17 protein-coding genes and 1 pseudogene are annotated in these 18671 nt (G+C 48.8%); 15 read left to right on the top strand and 3 right to left on the bottom strand.

The annotated features are described in order from the left end of the window. Nucleotides 1-68: 68 nt before the first annotated feature. Nucleotides 69-1175, top strand: coding sequence for an ABC transporter ATP-binding protein (locus ACWJJ5_RS00760; protein WP_454022114.1), 1107 nt, complete (start codon nucleotides 69-71; stop codon nucleotides 1173-1175). Between the two features lie 48 nt (nucleotides 1176-1223). Here the strand turns inward: ACWJJ5_RS00760 and ACWJJ5_RS00755 are convergent, their stop codons facing one another. Further along, nucleotides 1224-2093, bottom strand: a complete 870-nt coding sequence (locus ACWJJ5_RS00755; protein ID WP_070082321.1) for an endonuclease I family protein — start codon at nucleotides 2091-2093, stop codon at nucleotides 1224-1226. 219 nt (nucleotides 2094-2312) lie between these two features. Here ACWJJ5_RS00755 and allC point away from each other — a divergent pair, with 219 nt between their 5' ends. The 5 genes and pseudogenes from allC to ACWJJ5_RS00730 all read left to right on the top strand — a co-directional run. Then, nucleotides 2313-3554, top strand: coding sequence for an allantoate deiminase (allC, locus tag ACWJJ5_RS00750; RefSeq protein ID WP_454022113.1), 1242 nt, complete (start codon nucleotides 2313-2315; stop codon nucleotides 3552-3554). Between the two features lie 18 nt (nucleotides 3555-3572). Beyond that, nucleotides 3573-4826 carry a pyridoxal-phosphate-dependent aminotransferase family protein gene (locus ACWJJ5_RS00745; RefSeq protein WP_454022112.1) on the top strand — a complete coding sequence of 418 codons (1254 nt, stop codon included), beginning with the start codon at nucleotides 3573-3575 and terminating at the stop codon, nucleotides 4824-4826. A 121-nt stretch (nucleotides 4827-4947) separates the two neighbouring features. Continuing rightward, complete coding sequence (locus ACWJJ5_RS00740) at nucleotides 4948-6144, top strand: MFS transporter (protein WP_007410110.1); 1197 nt, start codon at nucleotides 4948-4950, stop codon at nucleotides 6142-6144. A 1283-nt stretch (nucleotides 6145-7427) separates the two neighbouring features. Further along, a complete protein-coding gene (locus ACWJJ5_RS00735; RefSeq protein ID WP_077722787.1) occupies nucleotides 7428-7706 on the top strand; it encodes a hypothetical protein in 279 nt (92 codons plus the stop codon). A gap of 61 nt (nucleotides 7707-7767) precedes the next feature. Then, a pseudogene (locus tag ACWJJ5_RS00730) lies at nucleotides 7768-7902 on the top strand (XkdF-like putative serine protease domain-containing protein); the annotation flags it as partial. Nucleotides 7903-8010: 108 nt separating this feature from the next. Here the strand turns inward: ACWJJ5_RS00730 and ACWJJ5_RS00725 are convergent. Then, entirely contained in the window at nucleotides 8011-9606 is a 1596-nt protein-coding gene (locus ACWJJ5_RS00725) for a PucR family transcriptional regulator (protein WP_454022111.1), read from the bottom strand. Nucleotides 9607-9785: 179 nt separating this feature from the next. Here ACWJJ5_RS00725 and ACWJJ5_RS00720 point away from each other — a divergent pair, with 179 nt between their 5' ends. The 6 genes from ACWJJ5_RS00720 (at nucleotide 9786) to yunB (ending at nucleotide 15577) form a co-directional block, all read left to right on the top strand. Further along, on the top strand, nucleotides 9786-11147 hold the full coding sequence (locus tag ACWJJ5_RS00720) for an allantoinase (RefSeq protein WP_165409388.1): 1362 nt from the start codon (nucleotides 9786-9788) through the stop codon (nucleotides 11145-11147). Nucleotides 11148-11219: 72 nt separating this feature from the next. After that, entirely contained in the window at nucleotides 11220-11561 is a 342-nt protein-coding gene (locus tag ACWJJ5_RS00715; RefSeq protein WP_146284132.1) for a YunG family protein, read from the top strand. A gap of 26 nt (nucleotides 11562-11587) precedes the next feature. Continuing rightward, a complete protein-coding gene (locus tag ACWJJ5_RS00710; protein ID WP_039253989.1) occupies nucleotides 11588-12439 on the top strand; it encodes a DUF72 domain-containing protein in 852 nt (283 codons plus the stop codon). A 19-nt stretch (nucleotides 12440-12458) separates the two neighbouring features. After that, entirely contained in the window at nucleotides 12459-13280 is an 822-nt protein-coding gene (locus tag ACWJJ5_RS00705) for a sulfite exporter TauE/SafE family protein (RefSeq protein WP_454022110.1), read from the top strand. A gap of 17 nt (nucleotides 13281-13297) precedes the next feature. Beyond that, nucleotides 13298-14692: a bifunctional metallophosphatase/5'-nucleotidase gene (locus tag ACWJJ5_RS00700; protein ID WP_003151914.1), complete on the top strand. Its 1395-nt coding sequence runs from the start codon at nucleotides 13298-13300 to the stop codon at nucleotides 14690-14692. Between the two features lie 126 nt (nucleotides 14693-14818). Beyond that, a complete protein-coding gene (yunB, locus tag ACWJJ5_RS00695; protein ID WP_454022109.1) occupies nucleotides 14819-15577 on the top strand; it encodes a sporulation protein YunB in 759 nt (252 codons plus the stop codon). Between the two features lie 37 nt (nucleotides 15578-15614). Here the strand turns inward: yunB and lytH are convergent, their stop codons facing one another. Further along, complete coding sequence (gene lytH, locus ACWJJ5_RS00690; RefSeq protein ID WP_003151918.1) at nucleotides 15615-16592, bottom strand: L-Ala--D-Glu endopeptidase; 978 nt, start codon at nucleotides 16590-16592, stop codon at nucleotides 15615-15617. Between the two features lie 201 nt (nucleotides 16593-16793). On the opposite strand from lytH, the gene lipA reads away from it, so the two are divergent. The 3 genes from lipA (at nucleotide 16794) to ACWJJ5_RS00675 (ending at nucleotide 18643) form a co-directional block, all read left to right on the top strand. Continuing rightward, on the top strand, nucleotides 16794-17690 hold the full coding sequence (gene lipA / locus ACWJJ5_RS00685) for a lipoyl synthase (protein WP_003151923.1): 897 nt from the start codon (nucleotides 16794-16796) through the stop codon (nucleotides 17688-17690). A gap of 217 nt (nucleotides 17691-17907) precedes the next feature. Then, nucleotides 17908-18183 (top strand): YutD family protein, encoded by a 276-nt coding sequence (locus tag ACWJJ5_RS00680; RefSeq protein WP_003151928.1) that lies wholly within the window; start codon nucleotides 17908-17910, stop codon nucleotides 18181-18183. A 25-nt stretch (nucleotides 18184-18208) separates the two neighbouring features. Then, nucleotides 18209-18643 carry a DUF86 domain-containing protein gene (locus ACWJJ5_RS00675; RefSeq protein ID WP_003151930.1) on the top strand — a complete coding sequence of 145 codons (435 nt, stop codon included), beginning with the start codon at nucleotides 18209-18211 and terminating at the stop codon, nucleotides 18641-18643. Nucleotides 18644-18671: the final 28 nt, after the last annotated feature.

Raw genomic sequence — 18671 nt, 5'->3', positions numbered from 1 at the left:
CAGAAACCCCGAACATTTTTAACATAACAGAAAGATGTGGCGGTTTCCAGTATTGGAGGAGGTTTCGAATGGCATCATTAACATTTGACCATATCAAAAAAACATACGGCGCCCAATCGGCGGCAGTGAAGGATTTTCACTTAGATGTAAAGGATGAGGAGCTGCTGGTGCTTGTCGGTCCCTCCGGCTGCGGCAAATCTACGACACTCAGAATGATTGCCGGACTGGAGAGCATTTCTGAAGGGAAGCTTTATATCGATGGAGACGCGGTGAACGATCTGCCCCCGAAGGATCGTGATATCGCAATGGTTTTTCAGAATTATGCGCTGTATCCCCACATGACGGTGTTTGACAATATGGCGTTCGGTTTGAAGCTCAGAAAGCTGCCGAAAAAAGAAATCGCAGAGCGAGTCCGGACGGCCGCTGATATTTTGGAAATCGGGCATCTGCTCAAGCGGAAACCGAAGGCTCTTTCAGGCGGGCAGCGGCAGCGGGTTGCGCTCGGCCGGTCGATCGTGCGGGAGCCGAAAGTGTTTCTGATGGACGAGCCGCTTTCCAACTTAGACGCGAAATTGCGTGTGACGATGCGCGCCGAAATCAGCAAGCTCCATCAGCGTTTGAAAGCGACCATCGTTTATGTGACGCATGATCAGACGGAAGCGATGACAATGGGCGACCGGATTGTCGTGATGAATGAAGGAGATATTCAGCAGGCCGCAAGCCCCCATGAGATTTATCATTATCCGGCGAATATGTTTGTGGCGGGTTTTATCGGTTCTCCGAGTATGAATTTTATAAAAGGCGTCATAGAAGAAAGTCACGGGCAATGGTATTTTGCCGGTTCGTCCGTTCGTCTGCCCATTCCGAAAGAAAAAGCGGCCGTTCTTGTGCAGAAAGGATACAGCGGTAAGGAGATGACTGCGGGGCTGCGTCCGGAGCATTTGACGCTTGCCGGACAATCAGAGCACCCGCCTGAAGCGGTGTGCCGCGCTGTGGCGGAAGTATGTGAGAACTTAGGCGCGGAGATGTACGTTCATGCGGTGAGCGGAGATAACCGCATGACGATCCGTCTTGACGGCGCTTCAGAGGTGAAACCCGGCGATGCCATTCTGCTTGCGGTCAATATGAACCGGGCCGTCTTTTTTGATGCCGACACTCAAAACGCCGTATATTGAAAAAGGGAGCCTGATGATGGGGCTCCCTTATCACTTCTTATGATACGATTACCAGATTTCGTCCGCCCATTCCGGGTGGTCGATAAACGGATTGCGGTTATGCTGATAGTCTTCGTAAATGATTTCGTTCCGCCGTTTTTCCTTACTGTCGACGGGGTCTTGTTTATTCCATTTGAGCAAAACGGACAGTTTTCCCATGTAAGGAGCTGAGCCGTTTCCGGTTTTATCATTCAGCTCAAGGTCGGGATACCCGTCGCCGCCTTCATAACGCACCGCCATGTAAAACAGCATGCGGGCGACGTCTCCTTTGACCTCATCGCGCGGCTCCCAGGAATCACCGTCGTAATAATTGCCCGGCGCTTTCGGGTATTCTGAGCCGCCGTTATCAAAATCCATGTTTCCTCTGGCGCTGTTCACCTGGACGTCTGCAGGGCGCAGATGATGAATGTCCGTCCCGGGGCCGGCAGCTGTTCCGAAGTTTCCGTGTGACTTTGCCCACACGTGTTCACGGTTCCAGTCCCCGACGCTGCCGCCGTTTTTACTTTTGGCCCGTGATTCCTGGGTGTAGAGCAAGATGACATTGTTCGGATTTGCCGGATCTTCGTCAGTTTCCTTCAATGCATTCCATACTTGGCTGTAAGACAGCTTAGTATGTCCGCTGATGATGCGGTGCAGGGCGCTCTTTAAGGCTGTTCCGCTTTTTCCGGAAGCTTCTTTGTAATATGTGTCCGTATCCGCAGACGGAGTGATGACAGCTGAGGCAGTTTGCGGAAAAAGAGTTGTGCCGCCGGAAGTTGAAACCGCGAGCCGGCTGTACAGATTTGTGTCAGCCGGCGCGCCCGCAGAGGCTGACGGCGCAGCCCATCCAAAAATGAAAAACAGGCAGACAATCGGCAGAAACCAAAGTTTTTTTGTCATGACTTGCCCTCCTTTACCTCTATTATCCAAAAAATAAATCTAATATTCTATCTTTTTTGAAAAATGGTTCCTTCGGCTTATGGGACAGAGGGGCGGTTTCTTGGTCAAAGTATCCGGAAAATCATTGATTTTTTAGAGGATATGATAATGAACTCATAATGCGCTCCTTCTATAATGAAGATCATCTTGTCAGTTTTTCAGTTTAAAAGGAGGGCGTGTATGGAACATCAGCAGCTTTCGGCGGCGAATATCGGGATTTCCGACGACATACAATGGCTGTCTCAATTCGGCGCTTCCGCTTCCGGCGGAGTGACGAGGCTTTTATATACGAAAGAATGGATGGACGCCCAGCTTGCCGTCAAAAAGAAAATGGAGGCGTTCGGGCTGGAAACGGCATTTGACGATGTCGGTAACGTATTCGGCCGTCTGAACGGCACAGAATCGCCTGATCAGGTGATTCTGACCGGGTCGCATATTGACACCGTTATTGACGGCGGCAAATATGACGGTGCGTTCGGCGTGCTGGCGGGCATGCTGGCGATCCGGCATTTGCATGAGACGTGCGGGCGTCCGAAAAAAACGCTGGAGGCTGTGTCACTCTGTGAAGAGGAAGGGAGCCGTTTTCCCATCACCTATTGGGGCTCAGGCAATATCACCGGTGCTTTCTCGCTTTCAGATGCGGAAACGCCGAAAGACGCGTCCGGCATTTCTCTGAAAGAAGCCATGCGGCAGAACGGCTTCGGTGCAGGCCGTTATCCGGCGCCGCTGCGCACTGATATTAGTGCCTTTCTGGAAATTCATATAGAACAGGGGCAAACGCTTGAACGATCGGGAAAGGATATCGGGATTGTCACCGGGGTTGCCGGACAGAGACGCTATACCGTTACGCTTGACGGTGAATGCAACCATGCGGGGACCACTTCAATGAAATGGCGGAAAGATCCGCTCGCGGCGGGAAGCAGCATCATCCACGAACTCATGCTCTCAGCGGAAAGACAGCCGGAAGAGCTCCGCCTGACGTGCGGGAAAATGACGGTTGAGCCGAATATGGCGAATGTCATTCCGGGCCGTATCCAGTTTTCCGTTGATATTCGCCACCAGCAGGAAGACGTGCTGGCAGCCTTCCGTCAGAAACTGGTGTCGATTATTGAAAACATCAGCCGCAGCAAAGGAGTCAGACCTGTTATTGATGAATATATGAGGATAGAGCCGGTTCAAATGGATCAGACACTGACACGAACCGCAGCAGAGGCTGCAAAAGAGCAGGGGGCGGACCCGGAGAAGATCGTAAGCGGAGCGGGACATGACGCCCAGATGCTCGGCAGAACCTTTCCGGCCTGCATGCTGTTTGTGCCGAGCCGTGGCGGGATCAGCCACTCGCCGCTTGAATTCACACCCGCACATCAGCTTGAAACCGGCGTCCTTACGCTGGCGAATGTATTACATAAACTTGCCTATTAACGTAAAGGGGGAATCGGCGTGCCGACCAGAAAAGAATTGTGCATTCCGCAAAGAACGATTATGACACCGGGACCGACAGAAGCTGAACCGAGAGTGCTGAGGGCGATGGGCGCTCCGATCCTCGGCCAGTTTGACCCGGCATTTACCGGCATCATGAATGAAACGATGCAAATGCTCCGTGAATTGTTTCAAACTGAGAACCGCTGGGCCTATCCGATTGACGGCACATCAAGAGCGGGGATTGAGGCTGTTCTCGCAAGTGTGATAGAACCGGGCGACAGCGTGCTCGTTCCGATATACGGACGCTTCGGACACCTGCTGACTGAAATCGCCGAGCGGTACGGAGCGGACGTTCATACGATCGAGTGTGAATGGGGAACGGTCTTCCGGCCTGAAGAGATTATCAGCGAGATGAAAAAGATTTCCCCGAAAATCGTCGCTATGGTGCACGGAGAAACATCAACGGGGCGGATTCACCCGCTGAAAGAAATCGGGGAAGCGTGCCGCGCCCAAGACGCACTCTTTATCGTGGATGCCGTAGCCACGATTGGCGGATGCGCCGTAAAAACGGATGAATGGAAGATTGACGCAGTCATCGGGGGAACGCAAAAATGCCTATCGGTCCCTTCCGGAATGGCGCCGATTACCTATAATGACCGGACGGCAGCTGTCATTGCCGCGCGTAAAAAGGTAGAACGGGGCATTGCGACGGCAGCTGACGGTAAAATGCTGTCCGGTCATCGGCCGGTTACGAGCAACTATTTTGATCTGAGCCAGCTCGAAGATTATTGGAGTGAAAGAAGGCTGAATCACCATACAGAAGCGACAGCAATGCTTTATGCGCTGCGGGAGGGTGTGCGCCTTGTCTTGGAAGAAGGACTTGAAGAACGGTTCCGCAGGCATCAGCGTCATGAAAAAGCGCTTACGGCGGGACTTGCAGCGATGGGCCTTGATTTATTCGGCGATCCGGAAGCGAAGCTGCCTGTCGTCACATGTGTGAAGATTCCGCCGGAAGCAGACGGCGAATCGATCAGGAGTATGCTTTTGTCTCAATTCGGAATTGAAATCGCCAGCTCGTTCGGTCCGCTGCAGGGGAAAATTTGGCGAATCGGAACGATGGGCTACAGCTGCAGAAAGGAAAATGTGCTGTTTGTGCTGGCCGGACTTGAGGCGGTTCTGATCAGACACGGAGTTGCAGTTAAAGCCGGGGAAGCGCTGCAGGCGGCCCTTAACATATATGATCTGCCGACTGAAACCGGTGTGCTGTCATGAGACATGAAAACGAGATTGAAATCATCTGGACTTTTTTCCCTTTTCCCCGTTATACTGAATGATATAAAAAATGACAAATATGGAATGATCATCTGTTTGTCTGGGGAGAAGGTAAGAAATCATGGCGTACATGGGGCGATTGTCAATTTTAATGCTGAATATGTTTATTGCGATGCTTGGGATCGGATTGATTATTCCGATTATGCCCGCATATATTACCGAATTCGGAGCGACGGGGAGCACGATGGGTCTGCTTGTTGCGGCGGCGGGGCTTACACAGCTTTTATTTGCGCCTATTGCCGGGGAAATAACCGACAAATACGGACGGCGGAAACTGATTATTTTCGGCATTGCCGCCTTTGCCGTGTCACAATTGATCTTCGCCTTTGCCGGAAGCCTGTGGCAATTGTTCGCATCCCGGCTTTTGGGCGGGATGGGCGCGGCGTTTTTAATGCCGTCAATGTTCGCTTACATTGCGGATATTACGACGGAAGAAGAACGCGGGAAAGGAATGGGGCTGTTCAGCGCGGCGATGACGCTCGGTGTCGTCATCGGGCCCGGTGTCGGAGGCTATTTGGTTCATTACGGCATGTCTGTGCCGTTTATCGTGTCCGCAAGTCTCGCCTGCTTTTCAACGGTGCTTTCATTTTTCTTTCTTCCCGAAACGCTTGGACGTGAAAAGCAGCTGGAAGCCCGGGCAAAAACGGAAAAACGTGAGCATCTGTTTAAGCAAATGTCACGCGCGCTCAAATCGCCGTTCGCGTTTATGCTGATTCTGGTTTTTGTGCTGAACTTCGGAATTATGAACTTTGAATCCGTTTTCGGCCTTTACGTTGACCATAAACACGGATTTAAAGCCTCTGATATTGCCTTTATTATTACGGCTGCGGGTCTCATCGGCGTGTTTGTGCAGGCGGTCGGCGTCAGTTATCTCGTCCGCAGGTTCGGGGAAAAGCGCGTCATTAACGTGACGTTGATCGGGGCTGCTGCAGGACTTGTGTGGTGCCGGTTTGCGGGTTCATATTGGGCCGTTTTTGCTGCGGCAATCTTTTTTCTGACGCTGACATCGCTGCTCCGGCCGGCCGTTAACACGATGCTGTCGAAGCTCGCCGGTGACCAGCAGGGGTTTGCCGGCGGGATGAACACCTCATTCATCAGCTTAGCGAATATCGCCGGACCGTCAGCCGCCGGTTTTCTCTTTGATGTAAATATGGAATTTCCGTATATGCTGGGAGCGGCCATTCTCGCCATCAGTTTTCTGGCCGCGCTTGGCTGGGGCAAAAAGACACAGACCCGGCCGTTCACGCAGCAAGGATAAGAATCAAAAGCCTCCGGGTATCCGGAGGCTTTTTGTTGATTGTCGTTTATTCTGCGGCGGTCTGCATCTCTGAAATTGCAGGGATGCGCATAGAGGGAAAATCATATCGAACCAGTTGTTCCGTATGCAGGGGGGAGAGCATTCTGATAAACCGGGTCATTGAAATAATACGAACTGTTCAGAAAGGGGCGATTGGTGACAACAAGGAGAGGTTATCTTATAACCTCTCACGGAAGATGTTGTGATGGTTCTCCTGCACGAATTTTGCAGATTAAAACCCGCAATTAGGCCAACACACAATTATGCAAGAGACAATCATCTAAAAAGGGTGTCGGTAAGTACAATATGGTGTACGGAAAAGGAGTTGAAAATGTTGTATTATTACCCGTCATTCCATTTGTATCAGCGGCAAGAATTTAATTATTATCCATGGGCCCATCAATTGACTCATTCAGGGAGCTCTCCCTATGTTTCCGCGCGCCCTCCTTTTTATAATTCTCCATGTTACAGAGAGTGCATAAGAAGCGGAGCGGATAGTTATTTCTGCTGCTATATCTGCGGTTTCTGTTAAAAAGAAAGACTTATAGAAGTAAGTGATCTTTCCAAGATGACAGTGAGACCATTATCCAGACAGCCATTAGTCAACACACAAAGCTTTATTACGGTTCACGGAGGGGAAGCGCCCCTCCTTTTTTGGAGAGATTTTTTCCGCTGTGAACGGAGAATGTATCAGCGTAGCCAAAACTCCGCGTGAAAAAGGAAAAGAGCATTTCCTCTTTCCTTTAGGAGGAAGTCATTTCTGCGTATCAAAATTTAAACAATGAAAGTGCCTTCTCGGGAGGGCGACTGAAGTATGCAGTATTGTGCGCGATAGTCACGGGGAACACAAGCAGTGAAATCTCATTGCAAGGAAAGTCTTTTTAAACCGGCTCTTCATTTTCTTTGCTTACCTTCTGAGGAATAAAGCGGCGGGCCGCAAATAAATAAAAGCGAATAGCGTAAGGCGGTGCTTATTCGGCAAGGAGAAATGAAAGAAAGATGAAGATGAGAGACGTTTTATCTGCTGACACGAAACAGCAGCTTAAAAAAGTGTTAAGTCCTTCTACAAAGGCAGATGAACAGGAATTGGGAAGAAATCATGGGAACGAGACGTGACACCTCAGACGTATAGGCGGCTGTATACGTAGGAAATGCGCCTTTTGTTCCACACACGAATTTTCAATATATGGAATATACAATTATTGTAAGGTGAATTCATTATATAGGAAAGAGGTAAATGTTCAATGTATCCAAATTATTATTACCCATATTTTGGGGAAAGTCGTGCTTTTGAAGGTTTAATTGGTCAATTTCACACTCTCCTTTTTAATCTAACTTTGCCAAATGGACGGTTGCTTACTGCTGGTACACGTGTGTTTATACACAGGTCTGAGTATACACCAGCAGGTCAAGAATTTGTTACTATAGTATTTCCTTTGTCTATTGGCGGAAACTGTATAGCTGGTTCAGCTGTAGTTTCGGCTAGTCAACTCACTCCTGGAGGAATCCAAACAGTTAGATAAAATACTAATTTAAGTATCATCGTTTGAGATGATACTTATTTATTTTGAGGAAGAGAGGTAAGTGAAGATCCTTGCGAAAGAAGCAGACGCACAAAAACTTGTTTACGGTATCGTTTATGAGCCGGACACAGTGGATGCTCACGAGGATTTCATGACAGCTGCAGAAATTGAGAAGGCCGCTCACGGCTTCCTGAAAGGATACTCGTCAGGATTTTGATGGCAGCATTTTTTGAGGATTTAGCTGAATGAATCCCCCTTAAATAAGATGCGGGAGAACACCCGCATCCTGGTCTATGGCTGAATTTTAACCGATCAGCCGCTGCATTCTCAGCGCGAGCCGCAGGCGCATCGTCGTCTCCGGATCTTTTAAGCTTTTGCCGAGCAGTTCCTCGCATTTTTCTAAACGATAGATCACCGTATTTCGATGGACGTACAGGCGCTTAGCCGTTTCTGAAATCTGGCAGTGGGTCTCCAGGTAAACAGACAGCGTATGAAGCAGGCTCTGATCTTCCTTTTGCCGGTCGGCCAGGCTTTGGAGGGTGGCTTCGTAAAACTTCTTCACATCTTCCGCCGGAAGCAGGCGGAGCAGCTCCGGCACGTCTTTGGCATGATAGATTTGAATAAACTCCGCGCTTCTGGACAAATGCCCGGATGAAATGGCGTCTGAAGCTTCAGTAAAAGCGTCAGGGACATCGATCAGCTTTTGGCATATGTTTGAGATGCCGAAGGAGACAGTCCGTTTAAATTGCGTCCGGACCTGTTTTTGAAACTGCTCCAAAAAGCTGATGACAGACGCGTGCATTTCATTCCAGCTGTCTGTCGCTTCAATTAAAAGAATACCGACATTTCCTTTAATAAAGAGATGAGGGGGAAACGGAAAGGATGACAGCTCCCCTTCAAGCAGATCAAATACATGATCGGAAACGAGCTGATTTTTGGTAAAGCTGATCGTTTTCTCATTTCGGTCGAGTTTTCCGCAAATGCACATGTATTTCTGATCCCAGCGGAGCCGGAATTCTTTGGCGCGGCTTTTGATTTCTTCATGGCCTGTAAACGAGCGGTCGATGAAATTGCTGAAAAATTCATTGCGCGCCCGTCTGCCGAATTGTTTGACGGCATTTTCTTTCAGCAGTTCAAAGGAAATGACGTTGGCCGCCTGTTCAATTGTCAAAATCATGCCTTTATCAGCGGTCTGCACCAGCTCCGGAATCACCAGATAACCGCAGTTTTTTTCAACATTCAGAATCGGCAGGACAGAATACGCCTTTCTGTCGGAGAGCATGGAAAAGCAGGTGAAATAAGGACCGGAAAGGGAATAACAGATGTTTTTCAATAAAGACGTGTCAATGGGTATGCTGTGGGACGATGATAAGAGTTTTGTATGTTGATCCAAAAGCAGCACGGGAAGCCGGAGAATGTCTGAGAGCTTCTTAAGCAGGGATTGCAGCCCTTTGCCGCTCATGATGTGGTTTGTGAATTTTTTATGGGCGTAAATGGCCTGCTGCAGCTCATTTGAACGCATATCAAGAATATGGCTCAGTGTGGCGTTGACGATATCTCCCAGCCTGATGTCTTCCGGCAGCTCAATAATCGGAAATTCATACCGGTCGGCAAGCTCCGCGGCATCTTTCGGAATGACATTAAGATAGCGCTTCGTTTTGATCCCCAGTCCCGCGCAGCCCCGTTTTGCCATGAGGCGGATCAAATCTTTCAACAGCTGCGGGCGGTCCTTCAAGTGGTAAGCCGTCGTGACGAGCAGTTCATTTTTATGTAAAAAATCAGCGATGTCCGGCGCATCCATCATGTTGACGTGCTGCACCTCCCTCCAGCCGCCGGATCTGCCTGCGATTAATGCCGCCCGCTCATAAGCGGGAATCTTCATCACATCATAAATGTTCATCAGTCAATCTCCTTTCAGGTTCTAAAGACAACCATTAGTTAATATGAATAAAAATCATCAAAAAATATAGCGGTTTTGCTGATGTATTACGATCATAGTAGCAGTAAACTGGCAATCATAGACGCATGTTGTGATAAAAACTGACAGAAAATCGTCATCCTTACAGGGAGGAAGATAAAATGGCCTATGACGTAATTGTAAAGGGTGCGAAAGCTGTGCGAAAAGGCGGGACAGAGCGGGCCGATATCGCCGTCAAGGACGGGAAAATCGCATTGATCGAGCCCGGCATTGACGAAAACGCGGACCAAGTGGTGCAGGCAGACGGCATGTATGTGTTTCCGGGCGCGGTCGATTGTCACGTGCATTTCAATGAACCCGGACGCGAAGAATGGGAAGGCATTGAAACCGGCTCAAACATGCTTGCTGCCGGCGGCTGTACGGCATATTTTGACATGCCGCTTAACTGCATTCCTTCGACGGTAACTGCTGAAAACCTGCTGGCAAAGGCGGAAATCGCCGAACGGAAGTCAGCGGTTGATTTTGCGCTTTGGGGCGGTTTGATGCCCGGGTATACCGAACATATCCGGCCGATGGCAGAAGCGGGAGCAATCGGGTTTAAAGCGTTTCTGTCTAAATCGGGAACGGATGAATTTCAATCAGCCGATGAACGGACTCTTTTAAAGGGAATGAAGGAAATCGCGGCGTGCGGCAAGATTTTGGCCCTGCACGCAGAAAGCGACGCCCTCACCCGATTCCTTGAAGCCGAGTACGCGCTCCAAGGGAAAATTGATGCCCGCGCTTACGCTTCCTCCCGTCCGGAAGAAGCCGAATGCGAGGCTGTGCAGCGGGCAATTGAATATGCAAGAGCGACGGGATGCGCGCTTCATTTTGTACATATCAGCACGAAACGGGCCGTGCTCTCCATTCAGCAGGCGAAAAAAGACGGATTGGATGTCACCGTTGAAACGTGTCCGCACTACTTATTATTCAGCTTTGAAGACTTCCTCAAAAAAGGGGCGGCCGCCAAATGCGCTCCGCCGCTCCGCTCAGAGGCTGATAAAGAGGAATTGATCGGGGTTTTGGCTGAGGGCCTGATTGATATGGTGTCTTCGGATCATTCTCCCTGTCATCCGTCTTTGAAACGCGAGGATAATATGTTCCTGTCGTGGGGCGGGATCAGCGGAGGCCAATTTACGCTTCTCGGCATGATTCAATTAGCGATCGATCATGGGATTCCGTTTGAACATGTGGCCCGATGGACGGCCGAAGCACCTGCCAAGCGCTTCGGTTTAACGAATAAAGGCCGGCTTGAAGAAGGATTTGACGCTGATTTTGCCATTGTCCGGCCGGAACCTTTTACCGTCACAAAAGAAACGATGTTTTCCAAACATAAGCAAAGCTTGTATGAAGGCCGCACCTTTCCATACCGAATTGCTGCGACCTACAGCAAGGGGCGCTGTGTGTACCAAGATGGTCGTAAGCAGAGCGGGGCTTTCGGAACATTCCTGAAGCCTTCTGAAATAAAAGAGCCGATTCTCTGATGAGAATCGGCTTTTTTTGTCGTTTGGAGAGCGGGTCTCGTGGTATCTTTTTATAAAAAGGAGTAAAACACATTGTATAATCAAATCTTGAACATATTAACGGCATCCTGGTCGCGCAAGACCAGTACAAAATGGACGGAAGATTGCCCGGCCAAAGGCCAGTGCGGCGTGACGGCTTTAGTCATCCAAGATGTTTACGGCGGTGACATTCTCAAAACAAAAACCGGCACAAGCTGGCATTTTTATAATCGAATAGACGGGGAGATATATGATTTCACGAGCAGTCAGTTTTCAGAGCCGATCGTCTATCAGCACATTCTTTCTTCCAGAGATGAGGCATTTTCGGACACCAATGAACATCAGTACCGTTACCTGAAAAGTGCATTCAGAAAAAACATGGAAACGCACCTGTGATAAACTAGAATGAGAGGTGAAGGATTGTGATTTATATCGGACTGACGGGGTGGGGGGATCATGACAGCATCTATCCGCCTAAAACAGCGGGCCCGCAAAAACTGCAGGCGTATTCCTCCCATTTTCCCATCGTTGAGCTGGACGCGAGCTTTTACGCGATACAGCCCGCCCGCAATAACGAAAGATGGGTCAAAGAGACGCCGGAATCTTTTCAATTTGTCATTAAGGCATATCAAGGAATGACGGGTCATCAGCGCGGCGATATTCCCTTTGAATCGAAGGAAGAAATGTTTGAGGCGTTTAAGCTGTCATTATCGCCTTATATAGAGCATGGAAAGCTTGCCATGGTGCTGTTCCAATTCCCGCCGTGGTTTGACTGCAAGAAAGAAAACGTCGCATATTTAAGATGGTGCAGGCAGCAGATGGGGGATATCCCGTGCGCGCTTGAATTCCGCAACCGGTCTTGGTTTTCCCCGCCATTTTACGAGCAGACCCTTTCCTTTATGAAGGAGGAAGGCTGGATTCACAGCATATGTGACGAGCCGCAAATCGGCGAGGGCAGCATTCCGACCGTCCTGAAAGCAACGGATGAAGAAAAAACGCTTGTCCGTTTTCACGGACGGAACAAGCAGGGCTGGATTAAACCTGACGGCGGACAAAACTGGCGTGAGGTCAGATATTTATACCGCTATAACAAACAGGAGCTCAAAGATTGGAAAAACAATCTTCAGGAGCTGAAAAAGCAGTCGCGCAATGTGTATGTGCTCTTCAACAATAACTCAGGCGGAGACGCCGCCGATAACGGGCTTGAGATGCTTGAAATGTTAGATATCTCATATACCGGGCTTGCTCCGAAGCAGCTCGACCTATTCAGCTAGAAAAGAGGTTTCAAGACACATGTCTTATCTTATTTTGATCATATTGGGATTTATCGCGGGAACGGTCGGCAGCCTGATCGGGCTTGGGGGAGGAATTATCATCGTGCCGGCGATGCTCTATTTAAGCACGATGACTCCGTTTTTCCATGACGTAACACCGCAGACTGCCATCGGCACGTCCCTTTTGGTGATTATTTTTACGGGCCTGTCATCAACTCTGGCCTATATGAAATATAAAACCGTTGACTACAAAAGCGGACTGATCTTTTTTATCGGTTCCGGCCCGGGAAGCATCATCGGCGCGTATTTGTCTAAACTTTTTAATGCGCATACGTTTTCCGTCTGGTTCGGACTTTTTATGATTTTGATTTCTATTACATTAATGCTGAAGGCGAAAGCAAAACCGGTCAATAAAGCGCATAAAGGCATGATCCGGACTTATGAGAATGAATCGGGTGAGCTTTATACATATTCGTACCGTATTTTTACCGGTATCGCCATTGCCTTTTTCGTCGGTTTATTGGGCGGTCTTTTCGGCATCGGCGGCGGCTCTCTTATGGTTCCGGCCATGATGCTGTTATTTTTGTTCCCGCCGAAAGTGGCTGTGGCGACGTCAATGCTCATTATTTTCTTATCCTCCGTGACGGGTTCCGTGTCACATATCGCAGAAGGCCATGTCAATTGGCTGTATGCGCTGTGCCTCGTTCCGGGCGCGTGGTTCGGCGGCAAAATGGGCGCGTGGGTCAATAAGCGGGTGCAGACGAAAACGATCGTGCTTTTCATGCGGGTCGTCTTGATTTTGATCGGCTGTGAATTGATTTATCAAGGGATATTCAGCTAAAAGGTAGGAGAGATGGTATGTTAGAGAAGCTCCGTTTATATCATACGAATGATTTGCACAGCCATTTCGAAAATTGGCCGAAAATCGTACATTATATTGAGCAGAAGAGAAGTGAGCATGAAAAGGACGGGGAGGAAACACTCGTATTCGACATCGGCGATCATATGGACAGATTCCAAATGATAACGGAAGCGACCTTCGGCAAAGCGAATGTCGACTTGTTAAACCGTCTTGAGATTGATGCGGCTGCTGTCGGGAATAATGAAGGGATTACGCTGCCTCACGATGAGCTGGCGGATTTATATACTCATGCCGCGTTTCCCGTCATTGTGTCCAACCTGTTTGACGCGGACGGACAGCGCCCGGAATGGGCCAAGCCCTACGTGATCAAAACGCTGAAAAACGGGATGACCGCCGGCATACTAGGCGTCACGGTGCCGTATTATCCCGTCTATCAGAAACTCGGCTGGACGGTGACGGATGCGGAAAAAAGCATTCAAGAATCACTTGACGATATCAAGGGTAAAGCGGACATCATCATTCTGCTTTCTCATTTAGGCCTGATCGATGACCGGGCCGCAGCGGAAAAATTTCCCGACATCGATGTCATTCTTGAATCACATACGCACCACCTTCTTGAGGACGGACAGGATATAAACGGCGTATTGCTTGCATGTGCGGAGAAATACGGGAACTATGTCGGCTGTGTCGAGCTCACGATAGAAAGTGAATCACGAACCATTGTCAGCAAACAGGCATCTGTACAGAAAATGGCTGATTGGCACGGGGAATCTGAAGATACGGCGGCTTTTCTGAAAGAGAAAGAACGGGAAGCGGAAAACCTGCTCTCCGTACAAGTCGCCAATCTGAATGAAGAAGCCGGCGTGAAGTGGTTTGAGGAATCGCCGCTGCCGCTTCTATTAGCCGAAGCGCTGAAAAGCTGGTGCGGCTGTGAAGTCAGCATGGTGAATTCAGGCGTCATTTTGGGGCCTTTACAGAAGGGGCCTGTCACAAAACTTGACTTGCACCGCATCTGCCCTCATCCGATCAATCCGGTCGCCGTTCGTCTTTCAGGCAGGGAACTCCGGGAAACAATCAGCCAGGCAGCCTCGGAACAAATGGAGCAGCTGCGGATTAAAGGCCTCGGCTTCCGCGGGGAAGTGATGGGCAGGATGGTATATGCCGGAGCGGAGGCAGAGGCCGGCATCCTTGAAGACGGTGTGACGCATCTCCTCAATGTGAAAGTGAACGGAGAAGAGGTGGATCCGGAGCGGATATACTCGGTTGCCGTTCTCGACATGTTTACACTCGGAAAGCTGTTCCCTTACATCCGCGATTCAAAAGAAAAACAATACTTTATGCCGGAGTTTTTAAGAGATCTGCTCGCCTGGGAGCTCGCGCGGCAGCCGTAATGTCAAATAGCTGCCCGCCGTTCCATCTCATTTGAGTGAAGGTAAGCTTGACTTTTTAAGAGTAAAAATAAAATACTATGTCCCCCCTTACAAGCATACATTGTGATATGTAAGGGGGGATTTTTCTTGCCTAGATACCGGAGCGCTCTTCGCAAGAGAGGGCCTTTGCCTTTTCGATATGTGCTTCTTCTGTCGTTTGCTTTTTTTATCATATCGACGGTCATCAGCATCTGGATGATCAACTCCTCAATCAAACCGGTGCTGATGAACATAGGAGAAATGGAAACCAAACGGGTGGCGACAGAGGTCATTACGGAATCCATTGAAGAATACATGTCTCACAGCGACAATGTGAAAGATATGGTCGATATGAAAACGGATGAAAACGGAAAAGTCACAACGATGGATTTTAATACACAAATGGTCAACAGTATGAAGGCGAAAGTGACAAAGCAGCTTCAGGCTCATTTGAAGGAAGCGGAGTCGAACAATAAGCAGCATGAAACGGAAAAAGGCGCCAAAACGGCCGATGAAATTATGATTAACATCCCTTTAGGGCAGGTCACGGGAAACAGCATTCTCGGAAATCTGGGGCCGAAAATCCCCGTGCGCTTTAACCTGATCGGTGATGCGTTAACTGATGTGAAAACAAAAATAAAGCCGTACGGCATTAACAATGCCCTGATCGATATCAGTATTTTTGTGGAAATTAAGGTAAAGGTTATTATCCCGTTTGCCAGTAAAACATCAGTCGTGACAAATAATATACCGGTCTCCATTAAAGCGATTCAAGGAGAGGTGCCGCAGTTTTATAACGGAAGCAGCGGATCAGGTGTGACGCCTTCCATTCAGCTGCCGAATGAAAAACAGAAGAAAGATAAATAAAAACACACAGCCGCAATCTTTCCTGGCGGCTGTGTGTTTACTTTTTCCTGCGGATTTCTTTTCGCTCCCATGCCCTTAGATGAGGATACGGGTCAAAAGACCATTCCGATCTGCCGTTATCTTTATACATCCCGTAGTGAAGATGCGGCGGAAATTTTCCCGCGGTGCCCGGCGGTCCGTATCCGGAACTGCCGACAGAGCCGATCACCTCTCCGGGTTTGACGATCTGGCCTTTATGCACACCTTTTGCAAAACCGTTCAGGTGAGCGAAGTAGTGATACGTGTTATTGATATCCCTGATGCCGATTCTCCAGCCGCCGAAACGGTTCCAGCCCTTCATTTCAACAATACCGTAGCAGGTCGATCTGACGGGGAGCCCGTAATGGGCGAACAGATCCGTTCCTTCGTGAATCCGGCGCCCGCCGAAACCCCGCGCGGCGCCCCATGTGCTGCGGTAGCTGTAATCCGTCTTCACGGGAAGCGGAAAAGCGTGCTCTCCGAGATCAAGGCGGCCGAACGTTTTAAACAGTGTCATGAATTCGGTGATAATGCCGACCGTCTGATCACGGCGGTAATAATTCCAGAGGCCGATGCGGATATGGTCAAGATCCGTTCCGAATCCCGCTAAATACTGTGCAAATGTATAAAGAATATCCTCATCATTGCTGACCTCGGCTTTTCCGTCGCCGTCGCCGTCCAGGCCGATCCCGTCAAATACTTTAATGCTGAGGGGCGCCTCGTCCTTAGGATTTGGATTTTCAGGCCCGCTCCACAAATGATCCGGAATATAAATGCTGATGATTCCCGCTTTTTCCGGCAGATCCTTTCGGTTCGAGCGGACATTTTCTTCATATTGATCAACCGCCGCAAGTACATACCAAGGAATCTGCGTGACTGCTTCGGCTTTGCGGTACAACTGCATCCGTTCGCCGTAAACAGGAGCCGATTGTTCTTTCCCGCTTGCAGCCGGACAGAAAAATGATAAAAGGAGAAGAGCAGATAACAGAACTTTCACAACATGATCTCCTTTCAGGATTAATACAAATAGTTTGCGGCAACAATCCGAGAAAATGTAAGTAATTCTCTTCCCTTGTCGAGAAATTTTTCCTATGTTAAAGTGACTATTGAATAGAAATCTGCAAGTTTTATATCCATCGTGAAATAGAAATTTTTCGCACACGAACATGAATAAAGGGATAATGGAGATGATGGGGAAATGGCAAAGAAAGACGAGCATCTGAGAAAGCCGGAATGGCTCAAAATAAAGCTGAACACGAATGAAAACTATACGGGTCTGAAAAAATTAATGCGTGAAAATAATCTGCATACCGTATGTGAAGAAGCAAAATGCCCGAACATCCATGAATGCTGGGCTGTCAGACGTACGGCGACGTTCATGATTCTCGGTTCCGTCTGTACGAGAGCATGCCGCTTCTGCGCTGTCAAAACGGGTCTGCCGACTGAGCTGGATCTGCAGGAACCGGAACGCGTAGCTGATTCGGTTGCACTGATGAACTTAAAACACGCCGTCATCACGGCCGTGGCGCGTGATGATCAGAAAGACGGCGGAGCAGGCGTCTTTGCGGAAACGGTCCGGGCGATCCGCAGAAAAAGCCCGTTCACGACAATTGAAGTGCTGCCATCCGATATGGGCGGAAATTACGACAACCTGAAAACATTAATGGATACCCGTCCTGATATTCTGAACCACAACATTGAAACCGTGCGCCGCCTGACACCGAGAGTCCGCGCCCGTGCAACATATGACCGTTCTTTGGAATTCTTGCGCCGTGCGAAAGAAATGCAGCCTGACATCCCGACGAAATCAAGCATTATGATCGGTCTCGGCGAAACGAAGGAAGAAATTATTGAAGTGATGGACGACCTGCTTGCGAACAATGTCGACATCATGGCGATCGGCCAATACCTGCAGCCGTCGAAAAAACATTTAAAAGTCCAAAAATATTATCATCCGGACGAATTTGCCGAACTGAAAGAAATCGCGATGCAAAAAGGCTTCAGCCACTGTGAAGCAGGCCCGCTTGTCCGTTCTTCCTACCATGCGGATGAACAAGTGAACGAAGCGTCTAAAAAACGCCAGGCCCAAGCATAAGATAAGCCGAAAAAACCCAAAACGCCGCAGGTTTTGGGTTTTTTGTGATGGAGCCGTCTGTGCAGGGAAAAAGTCATTCTTGAATAAGGATCGTCAGAACCGCTACACTGGATTAAAAGGGGAAAATTTTTCCGTCCGTCAGAACCGTCTCATTTTGCAATTGATGGACAGAAGTCAATGAATTATGATAGTAAAGAGTGATAAAAGAGGTGAAGATATGATTCTTATTCAAAATGCCGAGTTTGAACTCGTACACGATTTTAAAAACGGCTTTAATGAAGAAGCGTTCAAAGCCCGCTATTCGGACATATTAAATAAATATGATTACATTGTGGGAGACTGGGGATACAGTCAGCTGCGGCTCAAAGGCTTCTTTGATGACCAGAATCAAAAAGCAACCTTTGAAACGAAAATCAGCACATTGGACGAATACATTTATGAATACTGCAATTTCGGCTGCGCGTATTTTGTTTTAAAACGAATCAGAAAATAATTGATGCAGAAGGGGATGCTGTCACGTGTATTTTGTTGACAGAAATAATATCGAACAAACACTCCGTTTTTTTGAGACCCAGCTGGCGCTGTTTGACAGCACGCCTGCATGGCAGAGCGAAATCGAAAAAAGGGCGCTTGAGCGGATCAGCCATCTTATGATCGAATGCATTCTCGATGTCGGAAATGATATGATTGACGGCTTTATCATGCGCGATCCGGGGAGTTATGACGACATCATGGATATTCTGACGGATGAAAAGGTGGTAGCTGAGGATGAAGCGAATAAGCTCAAGCAGCTGATCTCTTCCAGAAAGCGGCTTGTTCAGGAATATCAGCAAGCCGATCATCAGGAACTGTTTACGCTGATCACGTCAAACAGGGATGTGCTGAAAGCCTTTCCGGCCCGTGTAAGAACCTACCTGGAAACAGAATTAGGGCCTGTTTCCGCATTTAAATAACAACGAGTGAGAAAATCCACAGGAGTGT

Source organism: Bacillus sp. JK74, assembly GCF_053663395.1.
The sequence above is the reverse complement of the archived record's forward strand: the minus strand, read 5'-3'. Positions and strand labels throughout refer to the sequence as shown.

What these genes read in the sequence shown, in the direction of transcription:
- ACWJJ5_RS00720 (WP_165409388.1), top strand. Translation starts at nt 9,786, where the DNA reads ATGGCCTATGACGTAATTGTAAAGGGTGCGAAAGCTGTGCGAAAAGGC.
- ACWJJ5_RS00725 (WP_454022111.1), bottom strand. Translation starts at nt 9,606, where the DNA reads ATGAACATTTATGATGTGATGAAGATTCCCGCTTATGAGCGGGCGGCA.
- lipA (WP_003151923.1), top strand. Translation starts at nt 16,794, where the DNA reads ATGGCAAAGAAAGACGAGCATCTGAGAAAGCCGGAATGGCTCAAAATA.
- ACWJJ5_RS00740 (WP_007410110.1), top strand. Translation starts at nt 4,948, where the DNA reads ATGGCGTACATGGGGCGATTGTCAATTTTAATGCTGAATATGTTTATT.
- ACWJJ5_RS00760 (WP_454022114.1), top strand. Translation starts at nt 69, where the DNA reads ATGGCATCATTAACATTTGACCATATCAAAAAAACATACGGCGCCCAA.
- allC (WP_454022113.1), top strand. Translation starts at nt 2,313, where the DNA reads ATGGAACATCAGCAGCTTTCGGCGGCGAATATCGGGATTTCCGACGAC.
- ACWJJ5_RS00735 (WP_077722787.1), top strand. Translation starts at nt 7,428, where the DNA reads ATGTATCCAAATTATTATTACCCATATTTTGGGGAAAGTCGTGCTTTT.
- ACWJJ5_RS00700 (WP_003151914.1), top strand. Translation starts at nt 13,298, where the DNA reads ATGTTAGAGAAGCTCCGTTTATATCATACGAATGATTTGCACAGCCAT.
- ACWJJ5_RS00680 (WP_003151928.1), top strand. Translation starts at nt 17,908, where the DNA reads ATGATTCTTATTCAAAATGCCGAGTTTGAACTCGTACACGATTTTAAA.
- ACWJJ5_RS00705 (WP_454022110.1), top strand. Translation starts at nt 12,459, where the DNA reads ATGTCTTATCTTATTTTGATCATATTGGGATTTATCGCGGGAACGGTC.
- ACWJJ5_RS00755 (WP_070082321.1), bottom strand. Translation starts at nt 2,093, where the DNA reads ATGACAAAAAAACTTTGGTTTCTGCCGATTGTCTGCCTGTTTTTCATT.